The sequence below is a fragment of the Hyphococcus aureus genome, from assembly GCF_042643165.1.
Lineage (GTDB): Bacteria > Pseudomonadota > Alphaproteobacteria > Caulobacterales > Parvularculaceae > Hyphococcus > Hyphococcus aureus.
In genome coordinates, this window is sequence record NZ_JBHRSH010000001.1 from 1,274,721 (window position 1) to 1,290,005 (window position 15,285).

The following is a 15,285-nucleotide window of genomic DNA, read 5'->3' on the forward strand; positions in this document are numbered from 1 at the left end:
GCCCTACGCCTTATCGCGTCCGCCGTACCAATCAAGCTCCCGTGTGACATACATGGTGAGGGCGATCGCGCCAAACGCTGTCACGGAACCGATCAGAAGGGCGTAATCCTCTGATTTCATGAGTAAATATATCAACCCATAGGCGCCTGAAAAGGCCAAGAGTGCGATTATCCCGCGCCACAGGCTGTGAAACACCGTCGCAGCATAGGCCCCGGAAAGGGCGACGGTCGCCGCCGCGGTTCCGGCGAAGGCGGTCTCAAAACCCACATGTTCCGAAAAGGCGAGGACGAGGAGATAGAAAATCACCTGCGTCAGCCCGAGAAGAATGTACTGGGCCGGGTGGGCGCGGGCGCCGGTCGTCGCTTCGAACAGGAAGAAAGTCAGAAAAACGATGCCCATGAACATCAGGGCGTATTTCAGCGCCCGGTTGACTGACTGATAGGGGCTCGCCGCGTCGATAAACTGGGCGCCGAAGGTCTTGCCGGCGTCGAGTTCGCTGAGGCGTTCGCTCGCCGTGAAGCTGCGCGGCAGATTGCGGGCGAGATAGGGGATGCGCCATTCCGCCGTAAACCCGTCCGCGCGGACCACCCGCGCATCGGGCAAGTAAGCGCCCTGAAAGCTCGGGTCGGGCCAGTTCGCGCGCATAGCCACATGCGTCTCCTCGCCGACCGGCGCAAAATAAAGCGCGCCCCCGCCGGACATGGGCAGGGTCAGCTTGAAAGAAAATCCTTGTTGCGGATCGGGGATGGGCGCCAGCGCGCTGATGCCCGGTTCATTGAGGCCGTGTTCCGCGCGTCTGCCCGTGAAGGCCGCCATATTGACGCCGGGCTCAAACGTAGCCGCCGCGTCCTTGCCGTTGATCAGGAGGCGGGGTGTGTCGCGAACGCCTTTCAGGGCTTCATTGGAGCCGAATTTCACCGCGATCACAGCCCGGTCCCAGGCGATTTCGGTAATTTCGCCCTGAACAGGAGGCGCGATCAGCGGCCCGAACTTGCCGTCCATTATGATGTCGGCGTCATAAATGGTCGCTTCATAGATGGAGCGACGCCGCTGGGTGGCGTTTACATCGGCGTCGATGGATAGCGTCGCCGGCGTGAAGACGAGAAATGTCGAATCGATGATCTGTTCGCCATCGTTTCGTTGCTTGCCGGTGTCGATCAGTGCAGGGGCGATAATGACCGGGCCGCTGATCGTCTGTTCGCCCCCGGCGAGACTGTAAATTTCGCGCTTGACGCTGTCCGCGCGGGTCGAGCGTTCGAACACCAGCCCGTAAACCAGCATCGCCGGAATCCAGAGCATGAAAGCGAGAGCGCCGACGAGAATAAGCTTGAGGCCGAGCGATCGGTGTCGCAACGGCATATTGATTTCCATGGAAGAACTCCCCGGTAAAGATCGCGCCAGCCTGTTTGCAGCCTGTAAGGATCATGCATGGCGCTGGCGTGGCGAAGACGGGGAAGCCTCAAGGCCATTTATGGTTTACGGTTTGACGGCGCGGGAGAATTCGGTTCCGATCCGCGCCGCTGGTTCGGAGTCCCCTTGCATGAAACGCCTGTCGTCGATTACCCGCCGCGATTTCCTTGGCGGCGTCAGCTTGCCCGTCGCCGCCGGTCTGGCGCCGGCCGCCTTGTTCGGATGCGGCAGAAACCCGCAGGGTGGGTCTTATAACGGGCCTTATCCGCCGGCGCTGACAGGGATGCGCGGGTCGCACGCCGGATCGTTCGAGACCGCCCATGCGCTTGCCTGGGAGGGAAAGACCTGGCCGCGTCCCGAAACCCAGACCGACGCTGATTATGATTTGGTCGTAATCGGTGGCGGCATTTCAGGGCTGGCGTCCGCCTATTTCTGGCGCCGGCGCGCGGGTGAAGACGCACGTATTCTGATCCTCGATAATCACGACGATTTTGGCGGTCACGCAAAGCGCAATGAATTCAATGTCGATGGTGAAAAGCTTATTGGCTATGGTGGCAGCCAGTCCATCGACGGACCGCATTCATGGTCGAAGGTTGCGCAGGATCTCGTGAAAGAGATCGGCGTCGATGTGGAGAAGTTCTACGATTATTTCGATCGCGACTTTTATGCGCGCCGGAATATGGACGCGGGTCTTTATCTCAACAAAACTCATTATGGCGAAGACACGCTCATAGACCAGCCTTACGCTATGTGGTCCGCTGCGCCGTCGCCGGAAAAAGCAAAGGCTGCTATCGGCGCCATTCCCTGGCCGGAAACGGCGCGCGCAAAACTCATGGAGCTTGCGTTATCGCCTTCCGACTATCTCGCCGGGAAACCCGTTTCTGAAAAAATTGATCTCATGCGCCGCATCAGTTACGAGCAGTTTTTGTTGCAACATGCCGGCGCGAGCGAAGATATCGTTGTGCTCTTGCGCCGCTCCATCACCGGGCTCTGGGGCGTTGGATGGGATGCGCTGTCGGCGCTGGAGGGCGCGCGCATCGGCATGCCTGGAACGGCGGGGCTCGGCATTGAGGGAGTCATTCCGGAGCCTTACGAAAATGACGATCCCTATATTTTTCACTTCCCCGACGGCAACGCCAGCGTGGCGCGGCTGCTGATGCGCGCCTTGCGCCCTGATGTGCTTCCCGGCTCGACGATGGAAGACGCCCTCATGGCCCAAGCGCGTTATGACCTTCTCGATATGGCGGATGCATCAGTGCGCATGCGGTTGGGCGCTACGGCTGTGGAGGCGCGCAATGTGAATGGCGGCGTTGATGTCGCCTATGTGAAAGACGGCGAAGTGTTCCGTGTGCGCGGGAAAAATGCGATCTATGCGGGCTATTTGCACATGCTCCCCTTTATCTCGCCGGAGATCGGAGAGGTTCAGCGCGAAGCGGTGGAGACGCTCGAAAAAATCCCGCTGGTCTATGTGAATGTGGCTCTGCGCAACTGGCGCGCCTTTGAAAAGGCCGGGTATCACCGGGTGTATTCGCCGCAAGGCTTCTTTGAATCGATTGCCCTCGATTTCCCGGTCTCCATGGGCGGCGTGAAGTTCTCCCGCTCACCGGATCAGCCGGTCATCGCTCATCTTCAACATGTGCCGCTTCAGGCGGGCCTTACAGAACGCGAACAGCATCGCGCCGGGCGCGCCAAACTCTATGAGATGACCTTCGATGATTTTGAAAGAGAGATTGTCGAGCAAATGACCGGCATGCTCGGGCCTTATGGTTTTGACGCGGCGCGCGACATCGCCGGGATCACCGTCAATCGCTGGCCCCATGGATACGCCTATGAATATAACGAGCTTTACGATCCGTGGACATGGAGCCCGGCTTATGGCCCCCATGTGACGGCGCGGGCGCCGCTGGGCCGGATGAGCGTCGCCAATTCCGATGCGAGCGCGCTTGCCTATGTGCAAGGCGCCATCGACGCCGCTGACCGCGCAGTGAATGAATTGCTGGCGCTATAGGGACTTTTTCAGCGGTTTCAATTCGTCAAAGGCGGGATCGCGCTTTTCCGATTTGGCGATATAGCTTTCCTTGATGTCGTCGGCGCGCAGCATCGCCGCATTCCACAGAGCGATGTAATCGAGGGTGTCCGCTGTCGAATGATCGCGGGCGTAATTGATCATCTGTTTGCAGCCCGTTACGGCGAGCGGCGAATGGGCGGCGATCTTGCCCGCGATCTCCATCACGCCGCTGAGCAACCCATCATGACTGTCGAAGACCTCGTTGACGAGGCCGATCTCTTTTGCTTTCGCCGCCGGAATGCGTTCAGCGGTATAGGCCATCTGTCGCGCCCAGCCTTCGGGAATGATCTTCGCAAGCCGCGGAAATGTCCCAACATCGGCGGTCATGCCGATGGCCGTCTCCTGCACGCAGAAAAACGCATCGGCTGAGGCGTAGCGGCAGTCGCAGGCGGAAACGAGGTCGACGCCGGCGCCGATGGTTCCCCCCTGAATGGCGGCGAGCACCGGCTGGCGCGCATTTTCTAGTGCGGAGAACGTCGCCTGCAACGCCTTCACATGGTGGCGAAAGGCTTCGGCGGCGACTTCGCGGTTTTCAGGCGGCGCATCCAATGCGCCGGACATGAAAACGGAAATGTCCATCCCTGCCGTGAAATGCTTTCCCTCCGCAGACAGAACGATGACGCGCGCTTTTGCGTTTTCCGAAATCTCCGTGACGGCCTCGGGCAATTCGCGCCAGAATTCAGGAATGAAGGAATTGAATTTGTCAGGCCGTGAAAAGCGCAGATGCGCAATCCCGTCCGAAATGTCGGCTTTAAAGCAGCTATAATTCATAGGGCTTTCGCGGGGCGCCCGCGCTCCTTTTTGCTGGATTCGGCGCTCCTGTTTTTCCATGATAGGGTGGTTAACGCCAGCGGCGACAGCAGCGCCTCAACGCCTGGATATTTGCGAAAACATGGCGCCGAATATGCTTTGCCTTGGGGTGCGCCGCCATTCCGGCGGCATCGTTTCGGCGACTTGTCTCAATCTGACGAGGGCCGGGCCGTAAGATGCGGACACGGTTAGAGTTGGGTTCCAGCCTCATGGCGCAGGACAAAAGTGCGGAAATCATCAAATTCAGCGGCGCCGCAGAGCCGCCGCAAGAACCTGCGCCCGCCCCGGAGAGTTTTAACGCGGATGAGGCGCCGGCTCCTGAACAGCCGGACCTTCACAAACCGGGCCTTGAAGATTTAGGCGCCGGGGCTTTCCTGCGCGCCGCGCGCGAAGCCGCCAATCTTTCCGTCGAAGCGGTCAGCGCGGCCACCAAAGTAAAGGCGGAGCATGTTGAGGCGATTGAATGGATGCGTCTCGACCGTCTGCCCGCGCTCGCCTATATAACCGGTTTTGTGAAGGCCTATGCGCGTTATCTCGGCCTTGACGCCGATCAGGTTGCGGCGGCGTTCAAGGCCGAAGCGATCGCAGCGACGCCCGCGCCGGTGACGGCGCCAGCCGCCGAAGGCGTGATGCCCCAAGGGGACGGCGCGCGTCTTGGCTCGGTTTTCGCCATGCTGGCCGTTATCCTGTTCGCCCTCTGGATTGGCTATCAGGTCTTGGGCGGCGGCGGTCATCAGGAACAGCCCACTGCGACGCGCCTGGAAGCGAGACCCGCGCCGGCCAGCCAAGCGCCGCAAAACGCACCGGCTCCGGTCGTGCCGGAAACATCGCAAATTGTTGAAACTGAAAACGCGCCCGTCGCCGATGAGACGCCCGCGCCCGACGCTGCTGCGACTAAAAATTTATCTCCGCCGGAGACGTCAGCCGAAGAGGCCGCTGGCGCGATACCGGCCGCGGCTTCAGATGCACAGACAGTTCCGTCTGCTGAGGAAACGACGCCAGCGCCTGAAGTGACTGAGGAACCCGTGCAAGCTGAAACGCCAGCTCCAGCGGTTGAAGAGCCGCGCGAGCGCGCCTTGCCCCGCCGCGCGCGACCCGCGCCGCCGCCGCGCCAGCCGGTCATTGTGAAAGCCGAACTCTCCCGCTCTATTGCGCCCGATTACCCCAATCGCTGCACGCGCGGGGCGAATGACATGGAATCGGTCACCTTGCGCTTTGACGTCAGCGCGGAAGGCCGCGCCGTCAATATGCGCGTCGCCTCCTCAACCAATAACTGTTTTGAAACCGAGGCCCTGAACACCGTAGGGCGCTGGCGTTTCTCCCCACGCACCGTGGATGGCGCGTCGGCGGTCGAAACCGGCAAGACAGCGACCCTGAATTTCAGAAAATAATTCGCGGTCAAATCCGGCCCGCTCCATCACAAAACGGGCATTAAAGAGGAGGCGTGTTGACGGGGCGTTATTTCCGGTTCCATTGTGCGCCATGCTTCAAAAAGCCCAGCGCCGGTTTCTTGACGTCCTCGCCTCGATCTACATTTACAATGAGCACCGGGGATATTCGAGCATTGACCGCGTTTTGCTTGCGGTGCGCGCGCGTCATTCCAGCGAGCGCTGGTTTATCGATGCAGTGGAAAAGCATCGCCGCGACGAGCGCAAGCATTACCTCATGTTCAAAAAATATTTTGAGGATCTCGGGCGGATGCCGTTCGCGGTGGATAAATCCTGCGGTCATATCGACAGGCTGATCCGGCTGACCTTCGGTTGCAGCATTGACGAGCTGGATACAGATGCGGTGACGGCGGATGACGAGCTTTTTTTCAGGCTGTGCCGGATCATCATGATCACCGAAATCCGCGGCATGAACCAGCTCGATATTTTGCTCGAAGACAAGCTTGTGACCTCAGATGAGCGACTGAAGAAAATCTTCGAAGTCATTCGCGTCGACGAACCGAGCCACTGGACGCCCTATCGCGACTGGCTCGAAAATAATGATGGCGGGAAACCGAAATGGAACGAGCTCACCGCCGACTGGGCCGTGCACAAAAGCCTCGTTTTCTGGAAAGTGCCGTCCGTATATTTGAACCCGGCCATGCCGCGCCGTACGAACTGGCAGGATGACGGCGAGGCGCAGGGGATCATGGGCGCTGCAGCGGCGGTGTAAAATCCTGCGCTCTACCCCTTAGAGGCCGCCAAGACCCGCTTCCCTGACCGCTTTTGCAAAAGAACGCGAAACGGGCGCGGCGACGCCGGATTTCAGCATCAGCGTTTGCTTTCCATTTTCGCGGCTCATCTCATCAACGCCCTTGCTGGCGACCCACCAGGAACGGTGCGTTTGCAGCCCTTCTGCGCCTTCCAGCTCGCGCATGGCGTCGGACAGCCGCATCAGGATGAGCTCTTCCCCGCGATCGGTATGGATGCGCAGATAATGATCCTCTGACGAGACTGCATAGAGCTCCGCCCCGCGATATTTCGCCGGCAGGCGGCTCAGGAATTTGGTGATGGGCGAGGGGTCCGATGTGGACGAAACGGCGGCGACGCCGATCACGCCGAGCGCCTTTGCGGCGACATAGGTTCCGCTGACCAGAATAAAGGAAATGGCGAAGACGCGCGCGTACTGCATCGGCAAATCATTGGTCGGCCAGGACGACGTAAAGCCGGTGCTGAATCCCACGATGACGAGCAGAACCGGGCAGGAAATGAGAGCGGCGACGACCGCCAGTTGAGCGATGGTGTTGCGGCCGCGCAGGACGTGATTGAAGACCCATGGGCCCGCCAGCGCTCCTGCGGCGGTGCCCGTCACCATGGTTGATGTCCAGAAAATGTAGCGTTTCTGAAATGGCAAATTATCCGTGTCGTAAACGCCGAGAAAGGCGAACACGGCGCCCAATGCCAAGGTGGAAACCAAACCGAGCCAAAAATATTTCCGGATCAGCGCCATTTTCCCCAGAATGCCCCTGCAACTCACGCTTCGCGAACTGCAATTCGCGCTTCGCAAGTGAACTTAATAGCAATTGACGAAGGATTCCAGCCGCTTCGCGTATGTCCGGTTGCCGGGGCGCAGGCAGGCATGCCTATAGGTTTCAGCGCGCACCGGTCATGGGTTTGGCGGTGCAATTGAGATGTTTGGGAGGAAAATACCAATGCCAACTGATGTGGAAACCCTGTTCGGCTGGAGCGGCAATCTCGCCCTGATTGGCTGGGTGCTGCTTTTGTTTTCACCCAAACGCTGGGGATGGGTGCTGCTGACTGCGGGGGTTATTATCCCGGCGCTGTTGGGCGCGCTTTATGGCGGGCTGATGCTCACGCATTTCGCCGAAACCGAGGGCGGCGGATATAGCTCCCTCTCTCAGGTCAGGTCGCTGTTCTCCAATGATTCCGTGCTGCTGGCCGGATGGGTGCATTACCTCGCCTTCGATCTCGCCATCGGGGCCGTGATCGCGCAGCGGGCGGACGCTTCCGGCCTGTCGCGGCTGGTGCAGATCCCGATCCTGTTTTTCACCTTCATGTTCGGCCCCCTCGGCTTTCTCCTGTTTGTCCTGACCGATGCGGGCTGGCGGTCGATTGGCGGCAAGCGCAACACGACAACAGCGGGAGCGGCATCATGAAAAGGTATTTCTTTGCAGAGAGTGTGTGGCTTCAATCGGCGTTTTTGCTGCTCGCCGCCATTCCGGCGACGCTGATCGCGCAACAATTCGACCCGCGCATGGTCAATGACATCAATATCTGGATCAAACCGCTGAAGTTTTACGGTTCGACGGCGCTGCATCTCGCAACGCTCGCCGTGCTGGCGCGGTTCCTGTCGGAAAAGGCGCGCGCCGGAATGGGCTTCAGCATCGTTGCAGCAGTGTCGGCGTTCGCGGCGATTGTGGAAATTGCGATTATCGTAACGCAGTCGGCGCGGGGCGTTGGCTCCCATTTCAATTTTTCAACAGAGCTGGACGCCTTGATCTATGCCTTTATGGGGGGCGGCGCCTTGCTGATCATCATGCCGGCGATCGTCGTCGGGGTCTGGCTGCTGCGTGCGCCGGTGACGGAAAAGCTGACGCCTGGCTTGAAACTTGGCGGTGGGCTCGGCTTGACGCTCGGGTTTTTCCTGACCCTTGGGATCGCCGGATATATGTCGGCGCAATCCGGCGGGCATTGGGTCGACGCGTCGCGCACGGACGCTGGCGGGCTGCCTCTGTTTGGATGGTCGCGCGAAGGCGGCGATCTCCGCGTACCGCATTTTTTCGCAACCCATCTGATGCAGGCTTTGCCGCTTGTGGGTTACGCGGCGGACAGGATGCTGAGGAACGCCGTTGCGGCGAAACGCGTGGTCTGGATCGCGGCGGCGATCGGCGTTGCAATTACGGCGGCGACCTTGACGCAGGCGTTGGTAGGCAAGCCGTTTATTGGGTAGGCAGGCCCTCAGCGCCCGAAAACGTCTTTGAAAAGGCGCAGCCAGTTTTCGCCCAATAGCCGTTCCATATCGCGCGTCTTCCACCCGCGCCGGTCAAGAACGGCGATCAGGTTGCGGAACCGTTCCGGCGTGTCGAGTTCAGGGATGTAAGGCGGCCATTGCACGTCATAGCTCGGTTTGTAGATTGTAAGCCGCGGCTCATACCAATTCTCGCGCGTGATCCAGCTTTCAAGACCGCGCACCGGGTAATCGGTGGAAACGCCGACATGTTCGATGCCGATCAGATTGACGGCATGTTCTATGTGATCGGCGTAAGTTTCGATGGTGGTGTCGGTTCCGGGATTTTTGCCGATGAAATAGCCGAGCGCCGCGACGCCGAAAACGCCGCCCTTGTCGGCCAGCGCCTTGATCTGGTCGTCGGTCTTGGCGCGCGGGTGACCGGGGCGGAATTTTTCGATCATTGAGTGGGTGATGGCGACGGGTTTTTGCGAAAGCGCAATGCCGTCGAGGGTCGTCTGGGCGCCGCAATGAGACAGATCCACCAGAACGCCGAGCTTGTTCATGCGTTCAACCACCTCGACGCCGAAATCGGATAGCCCGGCGTTAGTGCGCTCAAGGCAGCCGTCGCCGATGAGATTGCGATTGTTATAGGTGAGCTGAAAACAGCGCATGCCGAGGGTGTGCAGCGCATCCACATTGTCTGCGTCGCCTTCCAGCATGGTCGCGTTCTGGAAGTTCATCATCACGGCGAGTTTGCCTTCGCGCTTGGCGCGCTCGAAATCGCGCGCCTCCAGCGCGATCAGATAACGGTCAGGAAATTCCTCGACGCGTCTCTTCCAGGTCAGGAGTTCATCAATGGCGGTCTGAAGATCGCGGCGATTGAGGCTGGTGATGATGCCTGTGTAGCCGGATTTTCTCACCGCTTCATATTCGACGTCATCCCATTCCTGAGCGAAGGAAAGCGCGTCGATGACGATGGATTTGTCGTATAGGCTGTTCAGCCGGTCATTGGCCGATGCCGCACTAGCGCCTGCGAAGGTCATGGCTGCGCCCGCGCCCAAACTGATGGCGTCGCGTCTGGTGTATGTCATGAAAAATCCTCTCCGGTTTGAACGGAGAGGCTAGCAATTTTTTGGGGTAACGCGAAGGCTGTCAATCATCGTCGGGAATGATCAGTCCTTGGGCCATTCCAGTTTTATCCCATCTAGAACGGGATCCGTTGTCGCGTCTCCGGGGGTGGCAACGAGTAGAACGATGTGATCATCAAACTTCGCAGCATAATAGGACTGATTTATTGTAATGCCTTGTACGGTCATCGTCGTGTTCATACGATCAAAATTCACGCCGCCTATTTCACGTTCGGCGTATCCGTTCTCAAATGTCACTGCCAAATTGGACTGGCCCAGCATTCTTTTTGTATGAAAAAAGTAGTCGCTGCCGCGTTTTATACCGGGTGAAAATGAAACCCGCTCGGCGCTTGCGATTACGTTTGGATTGATCTCAACAGGCGTGCCCGGAGGGTGACGGAAAACGCCGAACAATGCCGCCTGATTTTCTTCCGAAGCATCCAGAACGGCTTCCATTTCGCGATTTCCCGATGCCGCTACTTTGCCTCCCATATTGAGAAGCTCAAGAAGTTCCACATTCGTTAGAACATACCAATCGGTTGGCGCGTCTAGCGTGAGCTTAAAAAACTCATTGGCAACGGCGGTTTCCGAAACGACAGACTCTTTGCTCGCTTGCTTATTGCTTGTTAAATCTGAACGCTGTTCGCATGCGCTGAAAGCGAATGCGGTTAAGATAAGTATCGCTCGCCAAGCGTTCAGTTTCATACGCACAGCTCTCAATAAACACGCTTTTTCGGTTCGATATATTTGATCTCGTCGGTCATGGTGAAATCATGCACAGGGCGATAGTCGAGCGTCGCCTTGCCGTTGGAGAACCAGGCGGCGGTGTGTTTCATCCAGTTGGCGTCGTCGCGGTCGGGGAAGTCTTCGCGCGCGTGCGCGCCGCGGCTTTCCTTGCGGTTCGATGCGCCTTCCATGGTGACGACGGCCTGGCCGATCATATTGTCGAATTCGAGCGTTTCGACGAGATCAGTGTTCCAGACCAGCGTACGGTCAGTGACGCCGATATTCGGCATGGCGTCATAGACTTCCTTGATTTTCTCACGGCCTTCCTCGAGCACCTCACCGGTGCGGAAGACGGCGCAGTTGTTCTGCATCACGCCTTGCATGCGCGCGCGCAAGACGGCGGTGGGCGTGTCGCCTTTGGCGTGGCGGAACTTGTCGAGACGGGCAAGAGCGTCGTCGGTTGCGCGTTTCGGCAGCTCCGGATTGGCGCCGCCCGATTTTACGACTTCACCGCAGCGCAGGCCCGCCGCGCGTCCGAACACCACAAGGTCGATCAGCGAGTTGGAGCCGAGGCGGTTGGCGCCGTGCACGGAAACGCAGGCCGCTTCGCCGATCGCCATCAGGCCGGGCACCACCACTTCCGGATCGTCGCCGCGCTTGGTCAGCACTTCGCCATGGTAATTGGTCGGGATGCCGCCCATATTATAATGCACGGTCGGAAGCACCGGGATCGGTTCCTTGGTGACATCAACGCCCGCGAAAATCTTTGCGCTTTCCGAAATGCCGGGCAGGCGCTCATGCAGGACTTTCGGGTCGAGATGGTTGAGGTTGAGGTGGATATGGTCCTTGTTCGGCCCGACGCCGCGTCCCTCGCGAATTTCAATCGTCATCGACCGCGAGACGACATCGCGCGAGGCGAGGTCTTTGGCTGACGGCGCATAGCGCTCCATGAAGCGCTCGCCTTCGGAATTGGTGAGATATCCGCCTTCGCCGCGCGAGCCCTCGGTGATGAGAACGCCGGCGCCGTAAATCCCGGTCGGGTGGAATTGCACGAACTCCATGTCTTGCAATGGAAGCCCCGCGCGCAGGACCATGGCGTTGCCATCGCCTGTGCAGGTATGCGCGGAGGTGCAGGAGAAATAAACGCGGCCGTAACCGCCGGTCGCGAGGATCACCATCTTGGCGTTGAAGCGGTGGATGATCCCGGTGTCGAGCTCCCATGAAATCACGCCGCGGCATTCGCCTTCGTCGGACATGATGAGATCAAGTGCGAAATGTTCGATGAAGAATTTGGCGTTCTGCTTCACGGACTGACCGTAGAGCGTGTGCAGGATCGCATGGCCGGTGCGGTCGGCGGCGGCGCAAGTGCGCTGCACCTGTCCCTCGCCATAGTTCTTTGTCATGCCGCCAAAGGCGCGCTGATAGATCTTACCTTCTTCGGTGCGCGAGAAGGGAACGCCCCAATGCTCAAGCTCGTACACGGCGGCGGGCGCGTTCTTGCAGAGATATTCGATGGCGTCCTGATCGCCGAGCCAGTCCGACCCCTTGACGGTGTCGTACATGTGCCAGCGCCAGTCGTCTTCCGACATATTGCCGAGCGCGGCGGAGATGCCGCCCTGCGCAGCAACCGTATGGGAGCGCGTCGGGAAGACCTTGGTGACGCAAGCCGTTTTCAGTCCCGCCTGCGCCGCGCCGAGCGTCGCGCGCAAACCGGCGCCGCCGGCGCCGACGACAACAACATCATATTCGTGATCGACAATCTCGTAACTCGAAGTCATTTCGTCAGCCTGCAAATGAAATGTTATAGAGGGCCCAGAGGACGCCGGCGATGACGCTGAGCGCGGCGAGCCAGTTGAGAATCGACAAAACGCCCTTGAGGCCGCCATGGATGTAGTCGGCGATGATCTCCGCCATGCCGATGCGCATATGCAATGCGCCAATGGTGATGAAGGCCGCGAGTAGGGCTGCGTTCCACCACTGCCCAACCCATTCGCGAGCGACCATGTAATTGGCGCCAAGATGGGAAACGACGCCAATCAGAAACCAGACGCCGAGCGGGATCATGAGCGCGGCGGTGGCGCGCTGAATGATGAAAGTCGAGGTGCCTTTGTGCGCCATGATTTAAGACCTCCAGCCGAGCTGGCCGGCATAAAGGACGATCAAAGCGAGGATCAGCGATCCGATATAGATCGCCCAGGCGGTCTTGGTCGCTGTCGCCGGGGCGAGGCCGCGGCCGGAATCCCAATAGAGATGGCGAAGGCCGTTCAGCAGATGGAAGCAAAGCGCCCAGACATAGCCGGCGACAATGATGATCCCGAAGGGTGAGGTGACGAAGCCTGACACGGCGGCGAAGAGCGACGGGCTGAACGCCAGCGCATAGGCCCATACGCCCAGCAAAAGGGAGCCGCCATAAAGGACCATGCCGGTCCCGCGATGGGTGATGGAGGCCGCCATGGTGACGGTGAAGCGCCAGATTTGCAGATGCGGCGACAAAGGTCGCGAGAAGGAGGGGCGCGCGGGCTGCGCTGGAGTAACCCCGGCTTGATCAGGCATGAAAACCCCGGAAAGTCAGGCCTAAAAACTAGGCGTTGGAAGGTCGCTGGCGAACATAGGCCGCCCCTTTTCCAAGTCAACGTGTTCAGGGGGCGTCAAGATGCGCCATGCCTGCGACCAAGCCATTGCCAAAGCAGGGTTGTTTCGGTCATGCTGGGAGGTGGGACCGGTAAAATGTGCGTGGGGTTGGGGATGAAGAATTTACTGAAAAGCGCGGCGGCTGGGGCGGCTTTTGCGATGGCGCTTTGCGGCGGCGCCGGCGCGCAAACCCTGAGCGGCGTGACCGCAGACCAGCTTGAGAGCGTCCTCGCTGAGGCCGGGCTTAACCCCGATATGATGGCGGACAGCGCGTCCGGTGCGCCAGTGGCGCAGGGAAAAGCCGGGCAATTCGGATTTTACGTGCGTGCGCTTTCCTGTTCGGGCGCGCCCAAGACGTGCGAGACCCTCGTCTTCTTCGCCAATTTCGAGCTTGGCCGCGAGGTGACGTCCGCCGATTACCGCATCGTCAACGGCTTCAATGACAGCCAGGTGTTTGGCCGCGCCTATGTGCTCGAAGGCACGGGCGAGGTTGGCGTCGATTATGTGATCGAACTGAATGGCGGCGTCACCGAAGAACATCTGTCGCAAAACATCGCCCGCTGGGCGGATGTCATCTCGGCCTTTGTGTCGAAATTCCAGAAAGGCGAGCCGGTAAGTTAGGCTGGTTCCTTCAGCGCTTACTCATCTTCAGGAGAAATACGGCGTACAACTGTCGCCGCTCGCCTCGACGGTCATCAGTGAACCGCCGCCGGGTTTTAGAAAGCGCATCCGTAGTTTGAAGTCGGTTTGCGTCAGCAGATCGCGTTCGGTCAGGCCGCAGGCCGTGCGAAGGATTTTCCCGCGCATTGACTCCAGCTCTCCCGCAGGGATGTAGCTGTTATTAGCGCCGTTGATCTGGACAATGATGCTGACGAGGTCGGTTTCCGCATCCACATAGATATCGGAGATGTCCGACGCGCCGCCTTTGGTCAGATTGAAGCCGCGCGAAAAGTTTTTCGCTTTGGTCTCAAGGTAGCGCTGTTTATCTTCCAGTGTTGCGGTAGCGTAATCGAAAGGCGCTTTGCTCGGGCCGACAGTTGCAAGAGCGATGACACTGCCGGTGGCGGCAAAAGCGGCGATGACAATCCGTTCCATGTTCATCGGCTTGTTACGCTGCGCGGTCGATCAGCGCCTTGAGACCTTCCGGCAGTTCTTTTTCAAGTTCTCGCAGGCGCTCAAGAAGACGGCGTTCATTGACGTCGAAACCGCCATCCTTGCCGATACGCGAGGCGAGCCAGTCAGCTTCCGCCTTGGTGAGTCGCTCTGCCTGCGCAATATCGGCTTCACGTTTGTCATGATGCGCCTGGATGACGCTTTCTGTCGGTTTGAAGCCAGAAAGGCCGCCGGCGATCATTTTCTTGAAGAAGCCGCCGACATTGACGGACGTGTCTTTCGCCCAGGCGTTGCGGCGGAAGGCTTCCTCGCGGCTTGGCGCCGTGTAGCCGAGATGCGCCATCAGATGATTGACAACCCCTTGCACGAAAAGCTCCGTCCACGCCGGATTGTTACGTGCGTTTTCGGTGGCGTCATTGATATCGAAAAGAAGTTCAGTTTCGCGGCGCGTCACGGCGACATTGCCATCGCCGCCTGCGGCGAACAGATAACGGCGGATCATGATCGCGTCCTGTTTGGAAACGACCGGACCGTCCGGTTTATCGAGGATCATCGCCTTGATCTGTTCGCCGACAAATGACGCCATTTCCGGCGGCGTCTGGTCGGCGGTTTCCATGAGCTTCACCATCAGGGCGATCTCAAGGGCGTTGGCGTGGCCGTTGCGCAGGACGAGAGATCGCAACGACTGAAACTCCTCCGCCGTCAGATAGCCCTGCGGTTCTTCCTCGCGAAGATAAAAATCCGCGGCGGCTTCGGCGAAGAATTGAAACCATTCTGGGTCGCCGTCCTGCGCGCGATCGCCAAGATCGAACAGGGCGTTCAGCTCGGCCGGCCCGACGATGCCGTTTTCAAAAACCTTACGGCGCAGGAACAAGACTTCGTCTGCAGAGACGAAACCGTCCGCGCCGATGGCGGCGATGCGGGTTTGAAGCGACTGGTCCGTCATGGCGGCTCCCCGGGAATAAATCAGATGGCCGGAAACCTCGCCGATCGAAGTTAAAA

16 protein-coding genes are annotated in these 15,285 nt (G+C 59.2%); 6 read left to right on the plus strand and 10 right to left on the minus strand.

The genetic code is table 11. The features are described 5' to 3' along the window. Positions 1 to 3 precede the first annotated feature (3 nt). Positions 4 to 1,371, minus strand: a complete 1,368-nt coding sequence (gene creD, locus ACFOOP_RS06205) for a cell envelope integrity protein CreD (protein WP_379880003.1) — start codon at positions 1,369 to 1,371, stop codon at positions 4 to 6. Between creD and ACFOOP_RS06210 the strand changes: the two genes are divergently transcribed. Further along, a complete protein-coding gene (locus tag ACFOOP_RS06210) occupies positions 1,370 to 3,418 on the plus strand; it encodes an NAD(P)-binding protein (RefSeq protein WP_379880004.1) in 2,049 nt (682 codons plus the stop codon). The genes creD and ACFOOP_RS06210 overlap by 2 nt on opposite strands. On the opposite strand, the gene ACFOOP_RS06215 is transcribed toward ACFOOP_RS06210, so the two are convergent. Then, a complete protein-coding gene (locus ACFOOP_RS06215; RefSeq protein ID WP_379880005.1) occupies positions 3,413 to 4,249 on the minus strand; it encodes a crotonase/enoyl-CoA hydratase family protein in 837 nt (278 codons plus the stop codon). The genes ACFOOP_RS06210 and ACFOOP_RS06215 overlap by 6 nt on opposite strands. A 248-nt stretch (positions 4,250 to 4,497) precedes the next feature. Between ACFOOP_RS06215 and ACFOOP_RS06220 the strand changes: the two genes are divergently transcribed. Then, positions 4,498 to 5,679, plus strand: a complete 1,182-nt coding sequence (locus ACFOOP_RS06220; protein ID WP_379880006.1) for a TonB family protein — start codon at positions 4,498 to 4,500, stop codon at positions 5,677 to 5,679. A 91-nt stretch (positions 5,680 to 5,770) separates the two neighbouring features. Then, positions 5,771 to 6,448 (plus strand): ferritin-like domain-containing protein, encoded by a 678-nt coding sequence (locus ACFOOP_RS06225; protein WP_379880007.1) that lies wholly within the window; start codon positions 5,771 to 5,773, stop codon positions 6,446 to 6,448. An 18-nt stretch (positions 6,449 to 6,466) separates the two neighbouring features. On the opposite strand, the gene ACFOOP_RS06230 is transcribed toward ACFOOP_RS06225, so the two are convergent. After that, positions 6,467 to 7,225, minus strand: a complete 759-nt coding sequence (locus ACFOOP_RS06230; protein ID WP_379880008.1) for a LytTR family DNA-binding domain-containing protein — start codon at positions 7,223 to 7,225, stop codon at positions 6,467 to 6,469. A gap of 202 nt (positions 7,226 to 7,427) precedes the next feature. Here ACFOOP_RS06230 and ACFOOP_RS06235 point away from each other — a divergent pair, with 202 nt between their 5' ends. Continuing rightward, positions 7,428 to 7,892 (plus strand): ABA4-like family protein, encoded by a 465-nt coding sequence (locus tag ACFOOP_RS06235; protein ID WP_379880009.1) that lies wholly within the window; start codon positions 7,428 to 7,430, stop codon positions 7,890 to 7,892. Beyond that, entirely contained in the window at positions 7,889 to 8,686 is a 798-nt protein-coding gene (locus tag ACFOOP_RS06240; RefSeq protein WP_379880010.1) for a hypothetical protein, read from the plus strand. Before ACFOOP_RS06235 ends, ACFOOP_RS06240 begins: the two co-directional genes overlap by 4 nt. Before the next feature lie 8 nt (positions 8,687 to 8,694). Here ACFOOP_RS06240 and ACFOOP_RS06245 read toward each other — a convergent pair whose 3' ends face one another. The 5 genes from ACFOOP_RS06245 to sdhC all read right to left on the minus strand — a co-directional run bounded on the left by ACFOOP_RS06245 (position 8,695) and on the right by sdhC (position 13,092). Further along, positions 8,695 to 9,777 (minus strand): dipeptidase, encoded by a 1,083-nt coding sequence (locus ACFOOP_RS06245; protein ID WP_379880011.1) that lies wholly within the window; start codon positions 9,775 to 9,777, stop codon positions 8,695 to 8,697. Positions 9,778 to 9,858: 81 nt separating this feature from the next. Beyond that, positions 9,859 to 10,518: a hypothetical protein gene (locus ACFOOP_RS06250; RefSeq protein WP_379880012.1), complete on the minus strand. Its 660-nt coding sequence runs from the start codon at positions 10,516 to 10,518 to the stop codon at positions 9,859 to 9,861. A gap of 11 nt (positions 10,519 to 10,529) precedes the next feature. Further along, positions 10,530 to 12,317 carry a succinate dehydrogenase flavoprotein subunit gene (sdhA, locus tag ACFOOP_RS06255; protein WP_379880013.1) on the minus strand — a complete coding sequence of 596 codons (1,788 nt, stop codon included), beginning with the start codon at positions 12,315 to 12,317 and terminating at the stop codon, positions 10,530 to 10,532. A gap of 4 nt (positions 12,318 to 12,321) precedes the next feature. Then, a complete protein-coding gene (sdhD, locus tag ACFOOP_RS06260; RefSeq protein ID WP_379880014.1) occupies positions 12,322 to 12,657 on the minus strand; it encodes a succinate dehydrogenase, hydrophobic membrane anchor protein in 336 nt (111 codons plus the stop codon). Between the two features lie 3 nt (positions 12,658 to 12,660). Continuing rightward, the gene (sdhC, locus tag ACFOOP_RS06265; RefSeq protein ID WP_379880015.1) at positions 12,661 to 13,092 is read right to left on the minus strand and encodes a succinate dehydrogenase, cytochrome b556 subunit; all 432 of its coding nucleotides are present in this window, start codon (positions 13,090 to 13,092) and stop codon (positions 12,661 to 12,663) included. A 192-nt stretch (positions 13,093 to 13,284) separates the two neighbouring features. On the opposite strand from sdhC, the gene ACFOOP_RS06270 reads away from it, so the two are divergent. Beyond that, a complete protein-coding gene (locus ACFOOP_RS06270; protein ID WP_379880016.1) occupies positions 13,285 to 13,791 on the plus strand; it encodes a type III secretion system chaperone family protein in 507 nt (168 codons plus the stop codon). Positions 13,792 to 13,818: 27 nt separating this feature from the next. Here the strand turns inward: ACFOOP_RS06270 and ACFOOP_RS06275 are convergent, their stop codons facing one another. Then, on the minus strand, positions 13,819 to 14,265 hold the full coding sequence (locus ACFOOP_RS06275; protein WP_379880017.1) for a hypothetical protein: 447 nt from the start codon (positions 14,263 to 14,265) through the stop codon (positions 13,819 to 13,821). A gap of 13 nt (positions 14,266 to 14,278) precedes the next feature. Further along, positions 14,279 to 15,229, minus strand: coding sequence for a hypothetical protein (locus tag ACFOOP_RS06280; RefSeq protein WP_379880018.1), 951 nt, complete (start codon positions 15,227 to 15,229; stop codon positions 14,279 to 14,281). Between the last annotated feature and the right edge of the window lie 56 nt (positions 15,230 to 15,285).

Coding starts and splice junctions, on each gene's coding strand:
- ACFOOP_RS06240 (WP_379880010.1), top strand. CDS start 7,889: ATGAAAAGGTATTTCTTTGCAGAGAGTGTGTGGCTTCAATCGGCGTTT.
- ACFOOP_RS06210 (WP_379880004.1), top strand. CDS start 1,370: ATGGAAGAACTCCCCGGTAAAGATCGCGCCAGCCTGTTTGCAGCCTGT.
- ACFOOP_RS06250 (WP_379880012.1), bottom strand. CDS start 10,518: ATGAAACTGAACGCTTGGCGAGCGATACTTATCTTAACCGCATTCGCT.
- ACFOOP_RS06245 (WP_379880011.1), bottom strand. CDS start 9,777: ATGACATACACCAGACGCGACGCCATCAGTTTGGGCGCGGGCGCAGCC.
- ACFOOP_RS06270 (WP_379880016.1), top strand. CDS start 13,285: ATGAAGAATTTACTGAAAAGCGCGGCGGCTGGGGCGGCTTTTGCGATG.
- ACFOOP_RS06225 (WP_379880007.1), top strand. CDS start 5,771: ATGCTTCAAAAAGCCCAGCGCCGGTTTCTTGACGTCCTCGCCTCGATC.
- ACFOOP_RS06230 (WP_379880008.1), bottom strand. CDS start 7,225: ATGGCGCTGATCCGGAAATATTTTTGGCTCGGTTTGGTTTCCACCTTG.
- ACFOOP_RS06235 (WP_379880009.1), top strand. CDS start 7,428: ATGCCAACTGATGTGGAAACCCTGTTCGGCTGGAGCGGCAATCTCGCC.
- ACFOOP_RS06215 (WP_379880005.1), bottom strand. CDS start 4,249: ATGAATTATAGCTGCTTTAAAGCCGACATTTCGGACGGGATTGCGCAT.
- sdhA (WP_379880013.1), bottom strand. CDS start 12,317: ATGACTTCGAGTTACGAGATTGTCGATCACGAATATGATGTTGTTGTC.
- ACFOOP_RS06275 (WP_379880017.1), bottom strand. CDS start 14,265: ATGGAACGGATTGTCATCGCCGCTTTTGCCGCCACCGGCAGTGTCATC.
- ACFOOP_RS06280 (WP_379880018.1), bottom strand. CDS start 15,229: ATGACGGACCAGTCGCTTCAAACCCGCATCGCCGCCATCGGCGCGGAC.
- creD (WP_379880003.1), bottom strand. CDS start 1,371: ATGGAAATCAATATGCCGTTGCGACACCGATCGCTCGGCCTCAAGCTT.
- sdhD (WP_379880014.1), bottom strand. CDS start 12,657: ATGGCGCACAAAGGCACCTCGACTTTCATCATTCAGCGCGCCACCGCC.
- sdhC (WP_379880015.1), bottom strand. CDS start 13,092: ATGCCTGATCAAGCCGGGGTTACTCCAGCGCAGCCCGCGCGCCCCTCC.
- ACFOOP_RS06220 (WP_379880006.1), top strand. CDS start 4,498: ATGGCGCAGGACAAAAGTGCGGAAATCATCAAATTCAGCGGCGCCGCA.